Origin of the sequence: Streptomyces endophyticus (assembly GCF_035798155.1) — a bacterium.
In the GTDB taxonomy this organism is placed as follows: Bacteria; Actinomycetota; Actinomycetes; order Streptomycetales; family Streptomycetaceae; genus Streptomyces; species Streptomyces endophyticus.
On the sequence record NZ_JAOZYC010000171.1, the window covers coordinates 17,952 to 33,906 of the forward strand.

The window sequence follows — 15,955 nt, forward strand, 5'->3', positions numbered from 1 at the left end:
TCTGGTGCCGTAATCGCAGAACGGTGGAAGGGGAGCCCGGCATGTACGGCTGGATCTGGCGGCATCTGCCGGGGAACACCTGGGTGAGGGCAGGGATCTCGGTCCTGCTGGCCCTGGCGGTCGTGTACGTCCTCTTCCAGTACATCTTCCCCTGGGCCGAGCCGCTGCTGCCCTTCAACGATGTGACGGTGAACGGCCAGTGAGCACCCGAAAGACCCGCATTCTCGTCGTCGACAACTACGACAGCTTCGTCTTCAACCTCGTCCAGTACCTGTACCAGCTGGGTGCCGAGTGCGAGGTGGTGCGCAACGACGAGGTGACGACCTCGCACGCGCAGGACGGCTTCGACGGCGTGCTGCTCAGCCCGGGTCCTGGCGCCCCCGAACAGGCCGGTGTCTGCATCGAGATGGTGCGGCACTGCGCGGCGACCGGTGTGCCCGTCTTCGGTGTCTGCCTCGGCATGCAGTCGATGCAGGTGGCGTACGGCGGCGTCGTGGACCGCGCCCCCGAGCTGCTGCACGGCAAGACCTCGCTCGTCGGCCACGAGGGCAAGGGCGTCTTCGCGGGCCTCCCCGACCCGTTCACGGCCACCCGCTACCACTCGTTGGCCGCGGAGCCCGGCACCGTACCGGAGGAGCTGGAGGTCACGGCGCGCACTGAGGACGGCATCATCATGGGCCTGCGCCACCGTGAACTGCCCGTCGAGGGCGTGCAGTTCCACCCCGAGTCGGTGCTCACCGAGCACGGGCACCTGATGCTCGCGAACTGGCTCGTCGAGTGTGGGGACAAGGGCGCCGTGTCCAGATCTGCCGGGCTCGCGCCGGTCGTGGGCAGGGCCTCGGCGTGACCGCGTTGCGCCCCGAGCAGGACGGTGAGGCCGGCGGGTTCGAGGACGCCGTGCGTCGCCTCGACGACCCGCTGAACGACCCGTTGCCGGGGCAGCACCCGTCGCCGTGGTTCCGGCCGCCGGGAGCGCAGGAGCAGGAGCCACAGCCGGAGCCACAGCAGGAGCAGCCGCGGGCCGAGGAGCCGAAGCGCCGCATCGAGCCGGAGCCCGAGTGGTACGACCCGCAGGGGTACGCACAGGACTGGTACGGGAGCGCACGGCAGCAGGACCCGCAACCGGCGCCCGCTGCCCCCGCGGCCGCGCGCCACACCCCGGAGCAGGCCCCTGAGCCCGCCTACACCCCCGTACAGGAAGAACCCGGGCCCGAGCCGGTACGGGACGACGAGACCGTCGCCCTGCGCACCGCGGACACCCGGCGAATAGTCGAGACCCCGCCGCCCACCGGGGGCCGGGCCGCGCGCAGGAAGGCCGCCAAGCGGGGCGGCGGACGGCATTCGGGGGCGACCGCCACCGAGCAGGAGTCGGAGACGGGAGCGGACGGCAAACCGCTGACCCGAGTCGAGGCGCGCGCCGCGGCGCGCGCGGCCAAGCCGGGTGCCGGGGTGATCGCGAGCCGGGCGGTCGGCGAAGTCTTCATCAGCATCGGGGTGTTGATGCTGCTGTTCGTCACCTACCAGCTGTGGTGGTCGAACATAAGGGCCCACGACATCGCCGGCAGCGCCCGGCACAGCCTCGAGGACGACTGGGCCAACGGCAAGCGCAAGCCCGGCGCGTTCGAGCCGGGGCAGGGCTTCGCGATCCTCTACATCCCGAAGCTGGACGTCGTCGTGCCGATCGCCGAGGGCATCAGCAAGCCGCAGGTCCTCGACAAGGGCATGGTCGGGCACTACGACAAGGACAGCATTCCGACCGCGATGCCGGACGCGAAGAAGGGGAACTTCGCTGTCGCCGGGCACCGCAACACCCACGGAGAGCCGTTCCGCTTCATCAACCGTCTCGAACCGGGCGACCCGATCGTGGTCGAGACGCAGGACAAGTACTACGTGTACAAAATGGCGAGCATCCTCCCGCAGACGATGCCGTCGAACACGGCCGTGCTCAACCCGATCCCGGCGGGCTCCGGATTCACCAAGCCGGGGCGCTACATCACTCTGACGACGTGCACTCCGGAATTCACCAGTACGTATCGAATGATCGTCTGGGGCAAGATGGTCGAGGAGCGTCCGCGGAGCAAGGGCAAGCCGGACGCGCTCGTCGAATAACCGGGGCACACCGGGCACCAGGCATCGGGCAGTACGGCGCACAGAGACGGGGCATGACGCAGTGGCAGCGACGACCGACCATGGGGAAGAAGCCGCACCAGAGGGCCCCTCGCGTCCGCCCTCGCCCCGGCGCGGTCGGATCGCGACCGCCGTCAGCGTCTTCGGCGAACTGCTCATCACCGCAGGCGTGATCCTCGGTCTCTTCGTCGCCTATTCACTGTGGTGGACCAACGTCGTCGCCGATCGTGCGGCGGGCAAGCAGGGCGACAAGATTCGCGACCAGTGGAAGGGCAACAACGGCCCCGGCGCCCTGGACACCAAGAACGGCATCGGCTTCCTGCACGTGCCCGCGATGAGCCAGGGCGACGTGCTGGTCGAGAAGGGCACCGACACCAAGATCCTCAACGACGGTGTGGCCGGCTACTACACGGACCCCGTGAAGGCGGCGCTGCCGACGAACGGGAAGAACGGCAACTTCTCGCTGGCCGCGCACCGGGACGGGCACGGTGCCAAGTTCCACAACATCGACAAGATCGAGAAGGGCGACCCGATCGTCTTCGAGACGAAGGACGACTGGTACGTCTACAAGGTCTACGACATCCTCCCGGAGACCTCGAAGTACAACGTGGACGTCCTCGGCGCGGTGCCCAAGGAGTCGGGGAAGAAGAAGCCCGGGAAGTACATCACGCTGACGACCTGCACGCCGGTCTACACGTCCACGTACCGGTACGTGGTGTGGGGCGAGCTGGAGCGGGTCGACAAGGTGGACGCGGACCGGACGCCGCCGAAGGAACTGCGGGAGTGACAGGACGTCACTCCCGATAAGAGCTGGGCCCGAAGCCGCAACTTGCTCTTGCGGCTTCGGGCCCTCTGTCTTCTGCGGTGCCGACGTCCGGCGAGATCACTTCAGGATGGTGAGTGGAGCTCCTGTGCTCCATTCCTCCAGCAGGCCTCGGGGTACGACCGTGACGCCGGTCTCCGCGGCGATGTCGACTGCCTCTGTGGTGAAGCGGCATGTGGCCACGAAGAGCGAGACGTCGGAGATGCGAAGGACCTTGGAGCCGCCGATGAACTTCTGCATGTCTGCGCTGGTGACCGAGAGGTAGGGGGCGAACCTCTTGCACTGGACGGGGACACGGCGGCCATCAGGAGTGACGGCGGTGATGTCGACGCCGTGGTCTCCACGGCCGCCTCGGACGACGACATCGGTGCAGCCGTCGCGGCGGAGCAGGGCGGCGACGTGGTCCTCGAACTCCGAGCCGTTCATTGCGTCCATGGCCGCCATGGTGACGGTGGGGGTGCTGCTCGCCAGGCCCGCCTCCAGCCTCTGGAGGCGGGCCTGGTGGCGGCGGATCCGGTGCTCGACGTGCTGGATCCCGGCGCGGAGGTCGATCAGTTCCCGGCGGTGTTCGCCGGAGGTTGCGATCAGGGCGTTGAACATGGGGACGACGGTCTTGCCGAGGGTGTCGGCGATGCGTTGATCGATGCGTTGGTCGATACGGGCGTCGAGCGCGTCGTTGCCTGCCGTGTCCTGAGCGTCGGCTGGTTGGGTGCGTGCCAGGTATTCCATGTCGAGGAGGTAGGCGCGGACTTGGCGGGCGACGTCGCTGTCGCGCAGGAGCATGGCGACGTTGAGGACGGCTCGGCGGGAGTAGAGGGTCAGGCTGGAACGGGGCTGTGGATAACTCGTTGGATAGCGTGACAGGGTGTCACGCTTGAATTCTTCCAGTTCAGAGCCCTGAAGCGTGATCATTCCGTTGGTGGTCAGCTCCTGGTGGTGTCGACGCTTGAGCTGCCGGATGACTTCGGTAGTGACACCGAAGTAGGCGGCGATCACCGCCGTCGTCACATGCATCCCGTCTGGCAGCAGCGACAACGCCTTCACCTTGTCGAGAGTGTCCGTGCGTTCGAGCACGCTGTCACGGAGGGCCTTCGACTCGATCAGAGCCGTCTCGTTGATCACTTCAAATGTCCTTTCGTCGCGGGGAGTTCGGATACTCCGCCGCACCTCGATCGATGAATCGGGACATATGAAGATACGGTCGATATTCGCAACCGCGTGTGATTGTTCCTCCGGGTTGCCGCACATGCCGAACGGCCGGAGCCCCGGCCCCCCTCGCGTGGAGGGGGCCGGGGCTCCGGCCGTAAGCGGGTGGCGGGGCGTCAGCCGCCGAGGTTGCCCCCGAAGATGCCGCCGCCGTTGTCGTTCCCGCCGTTGCCGTTTCCGCCGCCGCCGACCGTGGTCAGGGTGACCGTGGTGTTGGCGGGGTCGGACGCGGTGTTGGCCGCCGGGTCCTGAGTGATGACCCGGGCCTCGTCGCCCTGGTCGGCGCCGTCGGCGAACTGGACGTTCTTGAAGCCGGCGTCGTCCAGGATCTTCTTGGCGTCCTTCACCTTCTGGCCGACCACGTTCGGGACCGGGGTCTGCGCGCCCGCCTTGGCGACCTTCAGCGTGACGGTGGAGCCGGGCTCCGCCTGGCTGTCCGCGGGGAGGCTCTGGGCGAAGACCTTGCCGGGCTCGGCCGCGGTGCTCTCCTCCTCGGTGCAGCTGGCCTCCAGCTTGCTGTCCTTGAGCTGCTGGGTGGCCTCGTCGCAGGAGAGGTTGCCGCCGGCCACGTTCGGGACGGTGACGAGCGCCTTCTTCTTGGCGACGGTCAGGGTGATCTCGGTGCCCTTTTCGACCTTGCCGCTCGCGGGGTCCTGCTTGGTGACCGTGCCGGGCGTCCGCTCGGACTCCTCGGTCGTCCTGGTGATGTTGTCGAAGCCCTTGTCGTTCAGCTCGGAACGGGCTTCGTCGTAGGAGAGGCCCGTGACGTCCGGGATGGAGACCTTGGGCGCACCCGTCGAGACCGACACCGTGACCGTGTCGTTCTTCTCGACCGTGGTGCCGGACTCCGGGTCCTGCGAGCAGATCTGGCCCTTGGGGTAGTCCTCGCAGGGGCCCGACTTGCTGGAGTCCAGCTTGAGGTCGCGGTTCTCGGCCATCTTCTCGGCCTCGTCGACCGTCTTGCCGACGAAGTTCGGGGCCTTGAACGACTCGTTGCCGACGCCGTCACCACCGAAGATCCACTTGCCGATCAGGACGGCGCCGACGAGCACCAGGATGCCCGCGAGGACCAGGAAGATCGTCGACGTGCGGTTCTTGCCCTGTCTGCGCCGGTCGGCCCGGTCGTCGTAGCCGAAGCCGCCGTCGTCCGGGTTGGTCGGCGGCAGCATCGACGTCTGGCCCGCGCCGTTCTGCGGGCGCAGCATCGCGGTCTGCTGGTCGTCGGGGTGACCCCCGCCGTAGCCGACCGCGCCCATGGCGGCGGTCGCGGCGACGGGCTGGCCGTCGAGGCAGGCCTCGATGTCGGCGCGCATCTCGTCGGCCGACTGGTAGCGGTAGTCCGGGTCCTTGGTCAGCGCCTTGAGGACGATGGCGTCCATCTCGGGCGTGATCTCGGAGTCGAAGACCGACGGGGCCTGGGCCTCCTCGCGGACGTGCTGGTACGCGACGGCGACCGGGGAGTCGCCGACGAACGGCGGCCGCACGGTCAGCAGCTCGTACAGCAGGCAGCCCGTCGAGTACAGGTCGGAGCGCGCGTCGACCTGCTCGCCCTTGGCCTGCTCGGGCGACAGGTACTGCGCGGTGCCGATGACCGCCGCGGTCTGCGTCATCGTCATGCCGGCGTCGCCCATCGCGCGGGCGATGCCGAAGTCCATGACCTTCACCTGACCGGTGCGGGTCAGCATGACGTTGGCCGGCTTGATGTCGCGGTGCACGATGCCCGCGCGGTGCGAGTACTCGAGGGCCTGGAGGATGCCGACGGTCATCTCCATGGCGCGCTCGGGCAGCAGCTTGCGGCCTGAGTGCAGCAGCTCTCTGAGCGTGGATCCGTCGACGTACTCCATCACGATGTACGGGATGGAGATCTGGTCGACGTAGTCCTCGCCCGTGTCGTACACCGCCACGATCGCGGGATGGTTGAGCGAGGCGGCCGACTGGGCCTCCCGGCGGAACCGGGCCTGGAACGACGGGTCGCGCGCGAGGTCCACCCGCAGCGTCTTCACCGCCACGGTGCGGCCGAGCCGGGTGTCATGGGCGAGGTAGACCTCCGCCATGCCACCACGGCCGAGCACCTGGCCCAGCTCGTACCGGCCGCCGAGGCGACGCGGCTCTTCCATTACCTACCAGCCCTCTCCGTCGGTCCCGACCGTCCCGTGCGGGCTCTGCCGGTGTGCTGTCCGGGCATACCGTACCCGGCTTGGTCAGCGTGACCTGGCCACCACCGTGACCCGTGACAGGACCGGTATCGCCACGTGCATCTATGTGAACGACGAGTGACCGGGCTCACAAGGGGTGGTGAAGCCGGGTTCCATCGGGTCACTTCTTGCTGTCCACGACCGCCTTCATCACGTCTCGCGCGATGGGGGCGGCGAGACCACCACCGGAGATGTCGTCACGATTGGCGCTGCCGTCCTCGACCACCACGGCCACGGCGACCGGCGAACCGGAGCTGGTCTTGGCGTAGGAGACGAACCAGGCGTACGGCTTCTCGCTGTTGTCGACACCGTGCTGGGCGGTACCGGTCTTGCCGCCGACGGTGACGTTGGGGATCTTGGCCTTGGAGCCGGTGCCGCCCGGGTCGTTGACGACCGTCTCCATCATCGACTGGAGCTTCGTCGCGTTCTCCGCGGAGAGCGGCCGGCTCATCTCCTTGGGGTCCGTCTTCTCGATGGTGTCGAGGTTCGGGGCCTTCAGCTCGTCCACCATGTACGGCTCCATGAGCTTGCCGTCGTTAGCGATCGCCGAGGCGACCATGGCCATCTGGAGCGGCGTCGTGGCGGTGTTGAACTGGCCGATCGAGGAGAGGGCGGTCTCCGACTTGTTCATGTCCTTGTCGAAGTTCGACTTGTTCGAGCGGACCGGGATGAACTGCTCCTTGTTGAAGCCGAACTTGTCCGCTTCCTCACGCATCGTGTCGACGCCGAGGTCCGAGCCGATCTTGCCGAAGACCGTGTTGCAGGAGACCTTCAGGGCGTTCCGCAGCGTCGCGTTCTTACAAGGGATGTCGCCCTCGTTCGGCAGCGGCTGCGTGGTGCCCGGCATGATCCACGGCAGCGGGGTGTCCGTCGCCTTGTCCGTGTCGTACTTGCCGCTCTCCAGCGCGGCCGCGGCCGTCACCAGCTTGAACGTCGAACCGGGCGGGTACGTCTCGCGCAGCGCGCGGTTGACGAGCGGCTTGTCCTTGTCCTTGTCGAGCCGCTGGAACGTCTTGCCGTCGTCGACCGCGTTCCCGGCGAAGGACGACGGGTCGTACGACGGCGTGGACGCGAGCGCGAGGATCTTGCCGGTGGACGGCTCGATGGCGGCGACCGCACCCTTGCCCCGGGTCTTCAGACCGTCGTAGGCGGCCTTCTGGGCGTCGGCGTTGAGGGTGGTGACGACGTTGCCGCCCTCCTTCTCCTTGCCCGTGACCATGTCGAGGGTGTTGCGGAAGAAGAGGCGGTCGTCGTTGCCGCTGAGGATGCCGTCCTCGAGGTTCTCGATCTGGCTGGCGCCGACGACCTGCGAGGCGTATCCGGTGACGGGCGACCACATGGGCCCGTCCTTCCAGGTGCGCTTGTACTTCAGGTCGGTGCCGGTGGTCGCCTTGGAGCCGGTGATCGACTTGCCGTCGACGATGATGTCGCCGCGCGGCGTCGAGTACCGCTCGATGGCGACGCGACGGTTCTCCTTGTCGGAGGCGAGCGAGTCGGCCTTCACGTACTGGAGCCAGTTGTCGCGGATCAGGAGGCCCAGGACCAGGAGTCCGCAGAAGATCGCGATGCGGCGCAGGGGCTTGTTCACGGTCGGACCACCTGGGTCATCTCGGCGTCGGGACTTGGCGTGGGGCTGGGGGCGGGCCGCCGCGCGGTGTCACTGATCCGGATCAGGATGCCGATGAGCGCCCAGTTGGCGATGACGGAGGAACCGCCGTACGCGAGGAAGGGCATCGTCATACCGGTCAGCGGGATGAGCCCCATGACACCGCCCGCGACGACGAAGACCTGCAGCGCGAAGGCGCCGGACAGGCCGACGGCGAGCAGCTTGCCGAAGGGGTCGCGGGCCGCCAGCGCGGTGCGTACGCCGCGCTCCACGATGAGTGCGTAGATCAGCAGCAGCGCCATCAGCCCTGCCAGGCCCAGCTCCTCGCCGAAGGTGGCGAGGATGAAGTCGGAGTTCGCGGCGAAGCGGATCAGCTCGGAGTGACCCTGGCCCCAGCCGGTGCCGAGGGTGCCGCCCGAACCGAAGGCCCACAGCGCCTGCATCGCCTGCTCGGAGTGGCCGGGCACGCCCTGCCGGCTGAGCATGTACTCCTTCATCGGGTCGAGCCAGGCGTCGACGCGCTGCTGGATGTGCGGCTCGAACGTGGCCACACCGACGGCGCCGACCGCGGACATCAGCAGACCGAAGACGATCCAGCTGGTCCGCTCGGTGGCGACGTACAGCATGATGACGAACATTCCGAAGAACAGCAGCGACGTACCGAGGTCGGTCTCGAAGACCAGGATGAGGATCGAGATCCCCCAGACGACGAGGATCGGTCCGAGGTCGCGGCCGCGCGGCAGGTAAATGCCCATGAAGCGGCGCGAGGCGAGCGCCAGGGCGTCCCGCTTCACCATCAGGTAGCCGGCGAAGAAGATCGCGAGAACGATCTTCGCGAACTCACCGGGCTGGATGGAGAAACCGCCGATGTTGATCCAGATCCGCGCGCCGAAGATGTTCTGGCCGAGGCCCGGAACCAGCGGGAGCAGCAGCAGGACGACGGCGCCGAGCATGGAGATGTAGGTGTAGCGCTGCAGGGCGCGGTGGTCCTTGAGGAAGATCAGGACCACGATGAAGAGCGCGATGCCCATGGCCGTGTACATCAGCTGCTTCGGCGCGGCGCTGCCCGCCTGGTCGATCGACTGCAGCAGCTTCGACTGGTCGAGCCGCCAGATGACGACGAGCCCGAGCCCGTTGAGCAGCGTGGCCAGCGGCAGCATCAGGGGGTCCGCGTACGCCGCGAACTTCCGTACGACGATGTGGGCGACGCCCGCGAGCAGGCCGAGGCCGAGGCCGTAGCCGAGCAGGCCGGTGGGGACCTCGCCGTCGAGGGCGAGGCCGACATTGGCGTACGCGAACACCGGGATGATCACGGCGAACACCAGCAGTGCCAGCTCGGTGTTGCGCCGGCTGGGTGCTCCGATCGCTCCAATGGTCGACGTATGGGTCGTGGAGTTACTACTCATGGCGTGCTGAGGCCCCCAACGGCTTCTACTGCTGTGCGCACGCCTTGGCCAGCTGCTGCTCTTCCTCGGAAAGAGTGGGGCCGGGGGTGGGCGTGGGAGAGGTCTTGGACTTGCCGGACGACGACGGGTTCGGCGTGGGTGTGGCGGTGCGGTACGACGCCTTGGACGCCGTGCCTCCGGTGGAGGTTCCGCCGGCTTCGCCCTCGCCGGTCTTCGCGTTCTTCTCGTTCTCGGCCTTGTCCCTTGCGGCCTGCTTCTCGCATGCGGTGGCCTGCGCGGACAGTTCCTGGATCTTGTCCTGGGCGGCGGCCAGGTCACCTTCGGCGATCGTCGCGTCGACCTGCTTGCGCTGGTAGGGCGGCAGGTACTTGAGCTCGATCTCCGGGTGGTCCTTCTCGACGTCGGACAGGCTCACCCAGGCGAGGTCCTGACTGATGCCGCGGTACAGCGCCACGTGCGCCTCGTTGGTGCCGACGTAGTACTGCGTCTGCGTCCAGCGGTAGCCGCCGTAGAGCCCGCCGCCGATGACGGCCAGCGCGAGCACCGTGTAGAGGGATCTCTTGAGCCACCTCCGGCGGGGCCGCGGCTTCACGAAGTCCTCGTCCGAGTAGGAGAAGCCGTCCATGGCGCCGCTGTCGGGCGGGCCGAACTCGCCGCCCCCGCCGGGGGATCCACCGGGGGCCTGGCGGCCGAGTCCGGCGGCGCGGCCCGCGGGGGTCTCCATCGCGCTGCCTTCGTGCAGCGCCTGCTGGTTCTCGGCGACCGCGCCGACGATCACGGGTGCGTCCGAGAGATGACCGGCGAGGGTGTCCCCGCTGTCGATGTCGAGGACGTCCGCGACGATCACGGTGATGTTGTCGGGTCCGCCGCCGCGCAGCGCCAGCTGGATCAGGTCCTGGACCGTCTCCTGCGGGCCCTGGTAGCTGGCGAGGGTCTCCTCCATCGTCTGGTGGGAGACGACGCCGGACAGGCCGTCGGAGCAGATCAGGTACCGGTCGCCGGCCCGGACCTCACGGATGGAGAGGTCGGGCTCGACGTGGTCGCCGCTGCCCAGCGCGCGCATGAGCAGCGAGCGCTGCGGGTGCGTGGTGGCTTCCTCTTCCGTGATGCGGCCCTCGTCGACGAGGCGCTGCACCCACGTGTGGTCCTGGGTGATCTGCGTCAGCACGCCGTCGCGCAGCAGGTACGCGCGCGAGTCGCCGACGTGTACGAGGCCGAGCCGCTGGCCCGTCCACAGCAGCGCGGTCAGGGTGGTCCCCATGCCCTCGAGCTGGGGGTCCTCCTCGACCATCATCCGGAGCTGGTCGTTGGCCCGCTGCACGGCGGTGCCGAGCGAGGTCAGGATGTCCGAGCCGGGCACGTCGTCGTCGAGCGCGACGATGGTGGAGATCACCTCGGACGAGGCGACCTCACCGGCGGCCTGGCCGCCCATTCCGTCGGCGATCGCGAGCAGCCGGGGGCCGGCGTAGCCGGAGTCCTCGTTGCCCTCGCGGATCATGCCTTTGTGTGATCCGGCGGCGAAGCGCAGTGACAGACTCATGCGCACCTGCCCAGCTGGCTCAGACTCCGGGTACAGCCGGTCGTGTCGAACCACACTGCCCACCCTCCGGTCGGGAGCGCGCCGGTGTCCGGGGCAGCAAGGGCCCGGACGTCCGCGTCGGCCCGATCGCGCTCATTCATGACGTAGCACTACTTCCGCAGCTCGATGACGGTCTTGCCGATGCGGATCGGCGCACCCAGCGGAATCGGCTGGGGCGTCGTGAGGCGGGTCCGGTCGAGATATGTGCCGTTGGTGGACCCGAGATCCTCGACGATCCACTGACCGTCCCGGTCCGGGTAGATCCTGGCATGCCGGCTCGACGCGTAGTCGTCGTCGAGCACGATCGTGCTGTCGTGCGCACGGCCGAGCGTGATCGTCTGCCCCTGGAGCGCCACCGTCGTACCGGTGAGCGTTCCTTCGGAGACGACCAGCTTGGTGGGGGCGCCGCGCCGCTGGCGGCCACCGCCCCCTTGCTGCTGTTGCCGCTGCTGTGGAGGCGCGGCGGCCTGTCGTGCGGCCTGCTGCGAGCGCCCGCTTTCACGGCGTGAGCCGCGTGCGGTGACGCGCGTACCGAACAGGTCGCTTCGGATGACCTGGACGGCCACGATCACGAACAGCCACAGAACGGCCAGGAAACCCAGCCGCATGACCGTCAGGGTCAGCTCTGACATTGCCCCCGCTTCACCCTTCGGCTTGCCGATAAACGATGGTGGTTTGGCCCACGACGATCCGCGAGCCGTCGCGGAGCGTAGCGCGGGTGGTGTGCTGCCCGTCCACCACGATGCCGTTGGTGGATCCAAGATCCTGGATCGTCGAGGGCGTTCCGGTCCGGATCTCGCAGTGCCGGCGCGATACGCCGGGGTCGTCGATCCGCACGTCGGCCTCGGTGGACCGGCCGAGCACGAGGGTGGCGCGAGAGATCTGGTGGCGTGTGCCATTGATCTCGATCCAGTGGCGCACGCGGGCGCCGGGCAGCGGGCCCGGGTCGGGCTGCTGCTCCTGTGCCGCGGGTGCCGCTTGCGGTGCGTGTGCCGGACGGCCCGGCGGTGGGGCCGAAGGCATCGGCGGGGCCGCGGTGGGCTGCGGGTAACCGTAGCCGCCGGGCGCCTGGTTCGGCCGGGCGGCCGGGGCGGGGCGCTGCGGGGGCCTGTCCTGGCTGGTGGAGGACGCGAGGGTGCGGCTGCGTACCCGGTACAGACCCGTGTCCAGGTCGTCCGCCTTCTCCAGGTGCACCTTGATGGGGCCCATGAAGCTGTAGCGCTGCTGCTTCGCGTAGTCGCGCACCATGCCGGACAGCTCGTCACCGAGCTGGCCCGAGTAGGGGCTCAGCCGCTCGTAGTCGGGCGCGCTGAGCTCCACGATGAAGTCATTGGGGACGACGGTCCGGTCGCGGTTCCAGATCGTCGCGTTGTTGTCGCACTCGCGCTGCAGCGCTCCGGCGATCTCGACGGGCTGCACCTCGGACTTGAAGACCTTGGCGAAGGTGCCGTTGACCAGCCCCTCGAGGCGCTGTTCAAACTTCTTCAGGACTCCCATGGGGCACCTCCTCCTTCTTTGCCGTCCTGCCTACTTGGTACTGCTTACTGATCGTATCCACGCGTCGGGAAATCGGCTGGTTCCCCCTGTCCGCCTGCTCGATGAGTGTCGACGCTCACAGCCCCTCAACCGGGCCCCTTGTCTGGGGATCGTAGAGGTGGCCTCCACACAGTGTCCCGTACGCGGCTGTGGGCCGTGGGCGATCCAGGCCCCGGGAGGCCGCTGGGAGCCCGCCAGAACGGATGTGAATCCGCCCTTCGCAGCGTGCTAATGTTTTGTTCGTCGGAAGGCGCCGGGCCCACAAGGGCAGGGGGCCGGAAGACACACTCGATTGCGCGAGTGGCGGAACGGCAGACGCGCTGGCTTCAGGTGCCAGTGTCCTTCGGGACGTGGGGGTTCAAATCCCCCCTCGCGCACAGCGAAAAGACCCGCAGATCTTCGGATCTGCGGGTCTTTTGCGTTGCCCGCAGTTGGCGGGTGCGCTGACCCACAGGGCCCCACGACCGGTCGGTCGTGGGGCCCTGTGGGTTATGTCACGTCACTACGCGCGCGTGCTCGCGCGTGCGGCAGGCGTGCTTGCGGGAGGCGTGCTTGCGGGAGGCGTGCTCAGGCGGCGAAGCGGGAGGCGAGTGCCTTGCCCTTCTCCTCGGCGTCCGTGAGGGCCTTGGCGCGGGAGGCCTCGTAGAGCGGGACGAGCTCGGCCATCGCCGGGTTCTGCGGGGCCATGGTCAGCTCCGGGACGATGAAGTCCAGGTCGAGGCCGAGGCCGTCGCGCAGGGCCGCACCCAGGAAGTTCTGTACGTACTCGAAGCCCTCGCGCGGGGTGCCCGGCGCGTAGGAGCCGCCGCGGCTGGCGACGACGGTGACCGGGGTGCCCTTGGCGGACTGGGTCTCGGGGCCCGAGGTGCGGCCCATGAGGATCACGTTGTCCAGCCATGCCTTCAGCGTGGAGGGGATCGAGAAGTTGTACATCGGGGCGCCGATCAGGATGGCGTCCGCCTGCTCCAGCTCCTCGATGAGCTTGACGCGCTCGGCGAAGGCGGCGGCCTGCTCCGGCGTGTGCGCGTCGGCGGGGACGAAGCCGGCCAGGTGGGCGTCGGCGGTGATGTGCGGCACCGGGGTCGCGGCCAGGTCGCGGTAGACGACGGTGCCCTCCGGGTGCTGCTCCTCCCAGGCCTTGCGGAAGGCGTCAGTGACGGCGCGGGACGCGGAGGCCTGGCCGTCGAAGACGGAGGAGTCGATGTGGAGCAGGGTGGCCATGGTTCTCTCCCGTGAGGGTTGAGGGCCCCCTGCGAGGATTGGGGGCGCCGTAATTGAGTATGTAACTACTAATAGCACAGGAGCTTACTTTTTTTCATCCACATACGGGAACGCAGTACCCTGGAGGCATGGTGGGCAACGGGGAAGAGATGAGTGAGGCGTGTGCGGGAGGCGCCGTGACCCACGAACCGCAGAGGTGTTCGACGGTCGACATCGGGATGACGCGCGTCTTCGGACTACTGGGCAAGCGCTGGACGGGGCTGATCGTGTCCGTCCTGATGAGCGGCCCCAGGCACTTCGCGGATCTGCGCAGGGCCATTCCGGGCATCAGCGAGCGCATGCTCTCCGACCGGCTGACCGAACTCGGCGCGGCCGGCCTCGTCGTGCGGCACGTCGACGAGGGGCCGCCACTGCGCGTCTCGTACCGGCTCTCGGCGGCGGGCGCCGCGCTGGAGCCCGCGCTGCGGGAGCTGGGGGACTGGGCCGGGACGTATCTGGGGGCCGAAGGCGGGACGTGCCCGGAGGAGTTCCGGAAGTAGGCGGTAACCGGCTTGTGGAGTGAGTGAGTTGTGCACGTGCTGAGGGTTTTCCACAGGCCCTGACGGGTTTTCCGGCCTGGCGGTACGGTCGTGACCGATTACACGCGACGTGCGGGGACGACCTCGTGCGCGACGTCCGTACGGGACGGGGGAGGCGGTCGGTCATGGGCGGATCGGATCACGTGGCGGTGCCGCGGCAGGGCGGGAAGCCGGAGTCCGCGGAGGCCGGGGCGCGGCGACTGCCGCGGGTGCCGGGATTCGCGGTGGCCGGCGCGGAAGGCGCGGGCGGCACGCCCAAGACGGCGGGCAAGTCGCTGCGCGAGAAGGTACCGCGGAGCGCGCACCGGGACTTCGCGGCGGACCCGGACCGGCCCGACGGTCCTGCCGCCGTCGAGGAGTCCAACCGCGGCAGGATCCCCGAGCTCACGCCGATACGCGTCGGACGCATGGCCGCCACCCCCTTCGCGTTCCTGCGGGGTTCCGCGGGCCTGATGGCGTACGACCTCGCGCGCACCCCGGTGACCGGCATCGGCGCCCAGATATGCGGTGACGCGCACGCGGCCAACTTCGGTCTGTACGCGGACGCGCGTGGCGGTCTCGTCATCGACCTCAACGACTTCGACGAGACGGTGCACGGCCCCTGGGAATGGGACCTGAAGCGGCTCGCCACGTCACTCGTGCTCGCGGGCAGGGAGGCGGGGGCCGACGAGGACACCTGCAAGGAAGCGGCGCACGACGCCGTCGGCGCCTACCGGCGCACGATGCGGCTCCTCGCGAAACTCCCTGCCCTGGAGGCGTGGAACGCGATCGCCGACGAGGAACTCGTCTCCCACGCCAACGCCCGTGACCTGCTCGGCACCCTGGAGCGGGTCTCCGAGAAGGCCAGCAGGAACACCAGCGGGCGGTACGCGGCCAAGTCCACGGTCGCCGTGGAAGGCGGCGGGCGGCGGTTCGTGGACGCGCCGCCGGTGCTGCGCTCGGTGCCCGACGGGGAGGCCGCGGCCGTCGCGAGTGCGCTGGGCCCCTATCTGGACACGCTGTCCGCGGACCGGCTGCCGCTGCTCGGGCGGTACGCGATCCATGACGTGGCCTTCCGCGTCGTCGGCACCGGCAGCGTCGGCACCCGCTCCTACGTGGTGCTGCTCCTCGACCACCGGGGCGAACCGCTCGTGCTGCAGGTGAAGGAGGCGCGGGCCTCGGTACTGCTTCCGCACCTGCCGGCGGCCGGGTTCGCGGCGGAGCCCGTGGGGCACGAGGGCCGGCGGGTGGTGCTCGGGCAGAAGCGGATGCAGGTCGTCAGCGACATCCTGCTCGGATGGACAACGGTCGATGAACGGCCTTTCCAGGTGCGGCAGTTCAGGAACCGCAAGGGCAGCGTCGACCCGGCCGCCCTCGCCGCCGACCAGATCGACGACTACGCCCGGATGACCGGCGCCCTGCTCGCCCGCGCCCACGCGCACAGCGCCGACCCACGGCTCGTCGCCGGGTACTGCGGAAAGAACGAGGAGCTGGACGAGGCGGTGGCCGCGTTCGCCGTCACTTACGCGGACCGGACCGAGGCCGACCACGGGGAACTGGTGCGGGCCGTGCGCGAGGGGCGGGTGGCGGCCGACGCGGGCGTCTGAGGAGCGGGCGGCCGCGCCGGGGCTGCTTCGTCGAGGAAGGCGGGGCTGCTTCGACGAGGAAGCCGGGGCTGCTTCGTTGAGGAAGGGGTCGC

At 68.8% G+C, this 15,955-nt stretch carries 14 protein-coding genes and 1 tRNA gene; 7 read left to right on the forward strand and 8 right to left on the reverse strand.

The window, feature by feature from the left end; translation table 11 throughout:
• Nucleotides 1-41 precede the first annotated feature (41 nt).
• From OKJ99_RS35255 to OKJ99_RS35270, 4 genes are all read left to right on the forward strand, one after another.
• Nucleotides 42-203 (forward strand): hypothetical protein, encoded by a 162-nt coding sequence (locus tag OKJ99_RS35255; RefSeq protein WP_326022339.1) that lies wholly within the window; start codon nucleotides 42-44, stop codon nucleotides 201-203.
• Nucleotides 200-847, forward strand: a complete 648-nt coding sequence (locus tag OKJ99_RS35260; protein WP_326022340.1) for an aminodeoxychorismate/anthranilate synthase component II — start codon at nucleotides 200-202, stop codon at nucleotides 845-847. The genes OKJ99_RS35255 and OKJ99_RS35260 overlap by 4 nt, the downstream gene beginning before the upstream one ends.
• Before the next feature lie 5 nt (nucleotides 848-852).
• A complete protein-coding gene (locus tag OKJ99_RS35265) occupies nucleotides 853-2,109 on the forward strand; it encodes a class E sortase (RefSeq protein WP_407700825.1) in 1,257 nt (418 codons plus the stop codon).
• A 61-nt stretch (nucleotides 2,110-2,170) separates the two neighbouring features.
• Nucleotides 2,171-2,914, forward strand: coding sequence for a class E sortase (locus OKJ99_RS35270; protein WP_326022342.1), 744 nt, complete (start codon nucleotides 2,171-2,173; stop codon nucleotides 2,912-2,914).
• 96 nt (nucleotides 2,915-3,010) lie between these two features.
• Here the strand turns inward: OKJ99_RS35270 and OKJ99_RS35275 are convergent, their stop codons facing one another.
• From OKJ99_RS35275 to OKJ99_RS35305, 7 genes are all read right to left on the reverse strand, one after another.
• Nucleotides 3,011-4,198, reverse strand: coding sequence for a restriction endonuclease (locus tag OKJ99_RS35275; RefSeq protein ID WP_326022343.1), 1,188 nt, complete (start codon nucleotides 4,196-4,198; stop codon nucleotides 3,011-3,013).
• Nucleotides 4,199-4,272: 74 nt separating this feature from the next.
• Entirely contained in the window at nucleotides 4,273-6,273 is a 2,001-nt protein-coding gene (pknB, locus tag OKJ99_RS35280; RefSeq protein ID WP_326022344.1) for a Stk1 family PASTA domain-containing Ser/Thr kinase, read from the reverse strand.
• Between the two features lie 199 nt (nucleotides 6,274-6,472).
• Complete coding sequence (locus OKJ99_RS35285) at nucleotides 6,473-7,939, reverse strand: peptidoglycan D,D-transpeptidase FtsI family protein (protein ID WP_326022345.1); 1,467 nt, start codon at nucleotides 7,937-7,939, stop codon at nucleotides 6,473-6,475.
• Nucleotides 7,936-9,363, reverse strand: a complete 1,428-nt coding sequence (locus OKJ99_RS35290; protein ID WP_326022346.1) for an FtsW/RodA/SpoVE family cell cycle protein — start codon at nucleotides 9,361-9,363, stop codon at nucleotides 7,936-7,938. The genes OKJ99_RS35285 and OKJ99_RS35290 overlap by 4 nt, the downstream gene beginning before the upstream one ends.
• A 25-nt stretch (nucleotides 9,364-9,388) precedes the next feature.
• Complete coding sequence (locus tag OKJ99_RS35295) at nucleotides 9,389-10,903, reverse strand: Stp1/IreP family PP2C-type Ser/Thr phosphatase (RefSeq protein ID WP_326022347.1); 1,515 nt, start codon at nucleotides 10,901-10,903, stop codon at nucleotides 9,389-9,391.
• A gap of 149 nt (nucleotides 10,904-11,052) precedes the next feature.
• Nucleotides 11,053-11,574 (reverse strand): FHA domain-containing protein FhaB/FipA, encoded by a 522-nt coding sequence (locus OKJ99_RS35300; protein ID WP_326022348.1) that lies wholly within the window; start codon nucleotides 11,572-11,574, stop codon nucleotides 11,053-11,055.
• Between the two features lie 10 nt (nucleotides 11,575-11,584).
• Entirely contained in the window at nucleotides 11,585-12,439 is an 855-nt protein-coding gene (locus OKJ99_RS35305) for a DUF3662 and FHA domain-containing protein (RefSeq protein ID WP_326022349.1), read from the reverse strand.
• Nucleotides 12,440-12,772: 333 nt separating this feature from the next.
• Between OKJ99_RS35305 and OKJ99_RS35310 the strand changes: the two genes are divergently transcribed.
• Nucleotides 12,773-12,855: transfer RNA gene (locus OKJ99_RS35310), tRNA-Leu, on the forward strand.
• Nucleotides 12,856-13,045: 190 nt separating this feature from the next.
• On the opposite strand, the gene OKJ99_RS35315 is transcribed toward OKJ99_RS35310, so the two are convergent.
• Nucleotides 13,046-13,699 (reverse strand): FMN-dependent NADH-azoreductase, encoded by a 654-nt coding sequence (locus tag OKJ99_RS35315; RefSeq protein WP_326022351.1) that lies wholly within the window; start codon nucleotides 13,697-13,699, stop codon nucleotides 13,046-13,048.
• Nucleotides 13,700-13,848: 149 nt separating this feature from the next.
• On the opposite strand from OKJ99_RS35315, the gene OKJ99_RS35320 reads away from it, so the two are divergent.
• Together OKJ99_RS35320 and OKJ99_RS35325 are read left to right on the forward strand one after the other, a co-directional pair.
• Nucleotides 13,849-14,238, forward strand: a complete 390-nt coding sequence (locus OKJ99_RS35320; protein ID WP_326022371.1) for a winged helix-turn-helix transcriptional regulator — start codon at nucleotides 13,849-13,851, stop codon at nucleotides 14,236-14,238.
• Nucleotides 14,239-14,402: 164 nt separating this feature from the next.
• Nucleotides 14,403-15,863, forward strand: a complete 1,461-nt coding sequence (locus tag OKJ99_RS35325) for a DUF2252 domain-containing protein (protein WP_326022352.1) — start codon at nucleotides 14,403-14,405, stop codon at nucleotides 15,861-15,863.
• The last annotated feature ends 92 nt before the right edge of the window (nucleotides 15,864-15,955 follow it).

Coding starts and splice junctions, on each gene's coding strand:
- OKJ99_RS35255 (WP_326022339.1), top strand. CDS start 42: ATGTACGGCTGGATCTGGCGGCATCTGCCGGGGAACACCTGGGTGAGG.
- OKJ99_RS35275 (WP_326022343.1), bottom strand. CDS start 4,198: ATGTGCGGCAACCCGGAGGAACAATCACACGCGGTTGCGAATATCGAC.
- pknB (WP_326022344.1), bottom strand. CDS start 6,273: ATGGAAGAGCCGCGTCGCCTCGGCGGCCGGTACGAGCTGGGCCAGGTG.
- OKJ99_RS35290 (WP_326022346.1), bottom strand. CDS start 9,363: ATGAGTAGTAACTCCACGACCCATACGTCGACCATTGGAGCGATCGGA.
- OKJ99_RS35295 (WP_326022347.1), bottom strand. CDS start 10,903: ATGAGTCTGTCACTGCGCTTCGCCGCCGGATCACACAAAGGCATGATC.
- OKJ99_RS35300 (WP_326022348.1), bottom strand. CDS start 11,574: ATGTCAGAGCTGACCCTGACGGTCATGCGGCTGGGTTTCCTGGCCGTT.
- OKJ99_RS35305 (WP_326022349.1), bottom strand. CDS start 12,439: ATGGGAGTCCTGAAGAAGTTTGAACAGCGCCTCGAGGGGCTGGTCAAC.
- OKJ99_RS35315 (WP_326022351.1), bottom strand. CDS start 13,699: ATGGCCACCCTGCTCCACATCGACTCCTCCGTCTTCGACGGCCAGGCC.
- OKJ99_RS35320 (WP_326022371.1), top strand. CDS start 13,849: ATGAGTGAGGCGTGTGCGGGAGGCGCCGTGACCCACGAACCGCAGAGG.
- OKJ99_RS35325 (WP_326022352.1), top strand. CDS start 14,403: ATGGGCGGATCGGATCACGTGGCGGTGCCGCGGCAGGGCGGGAAGCCG.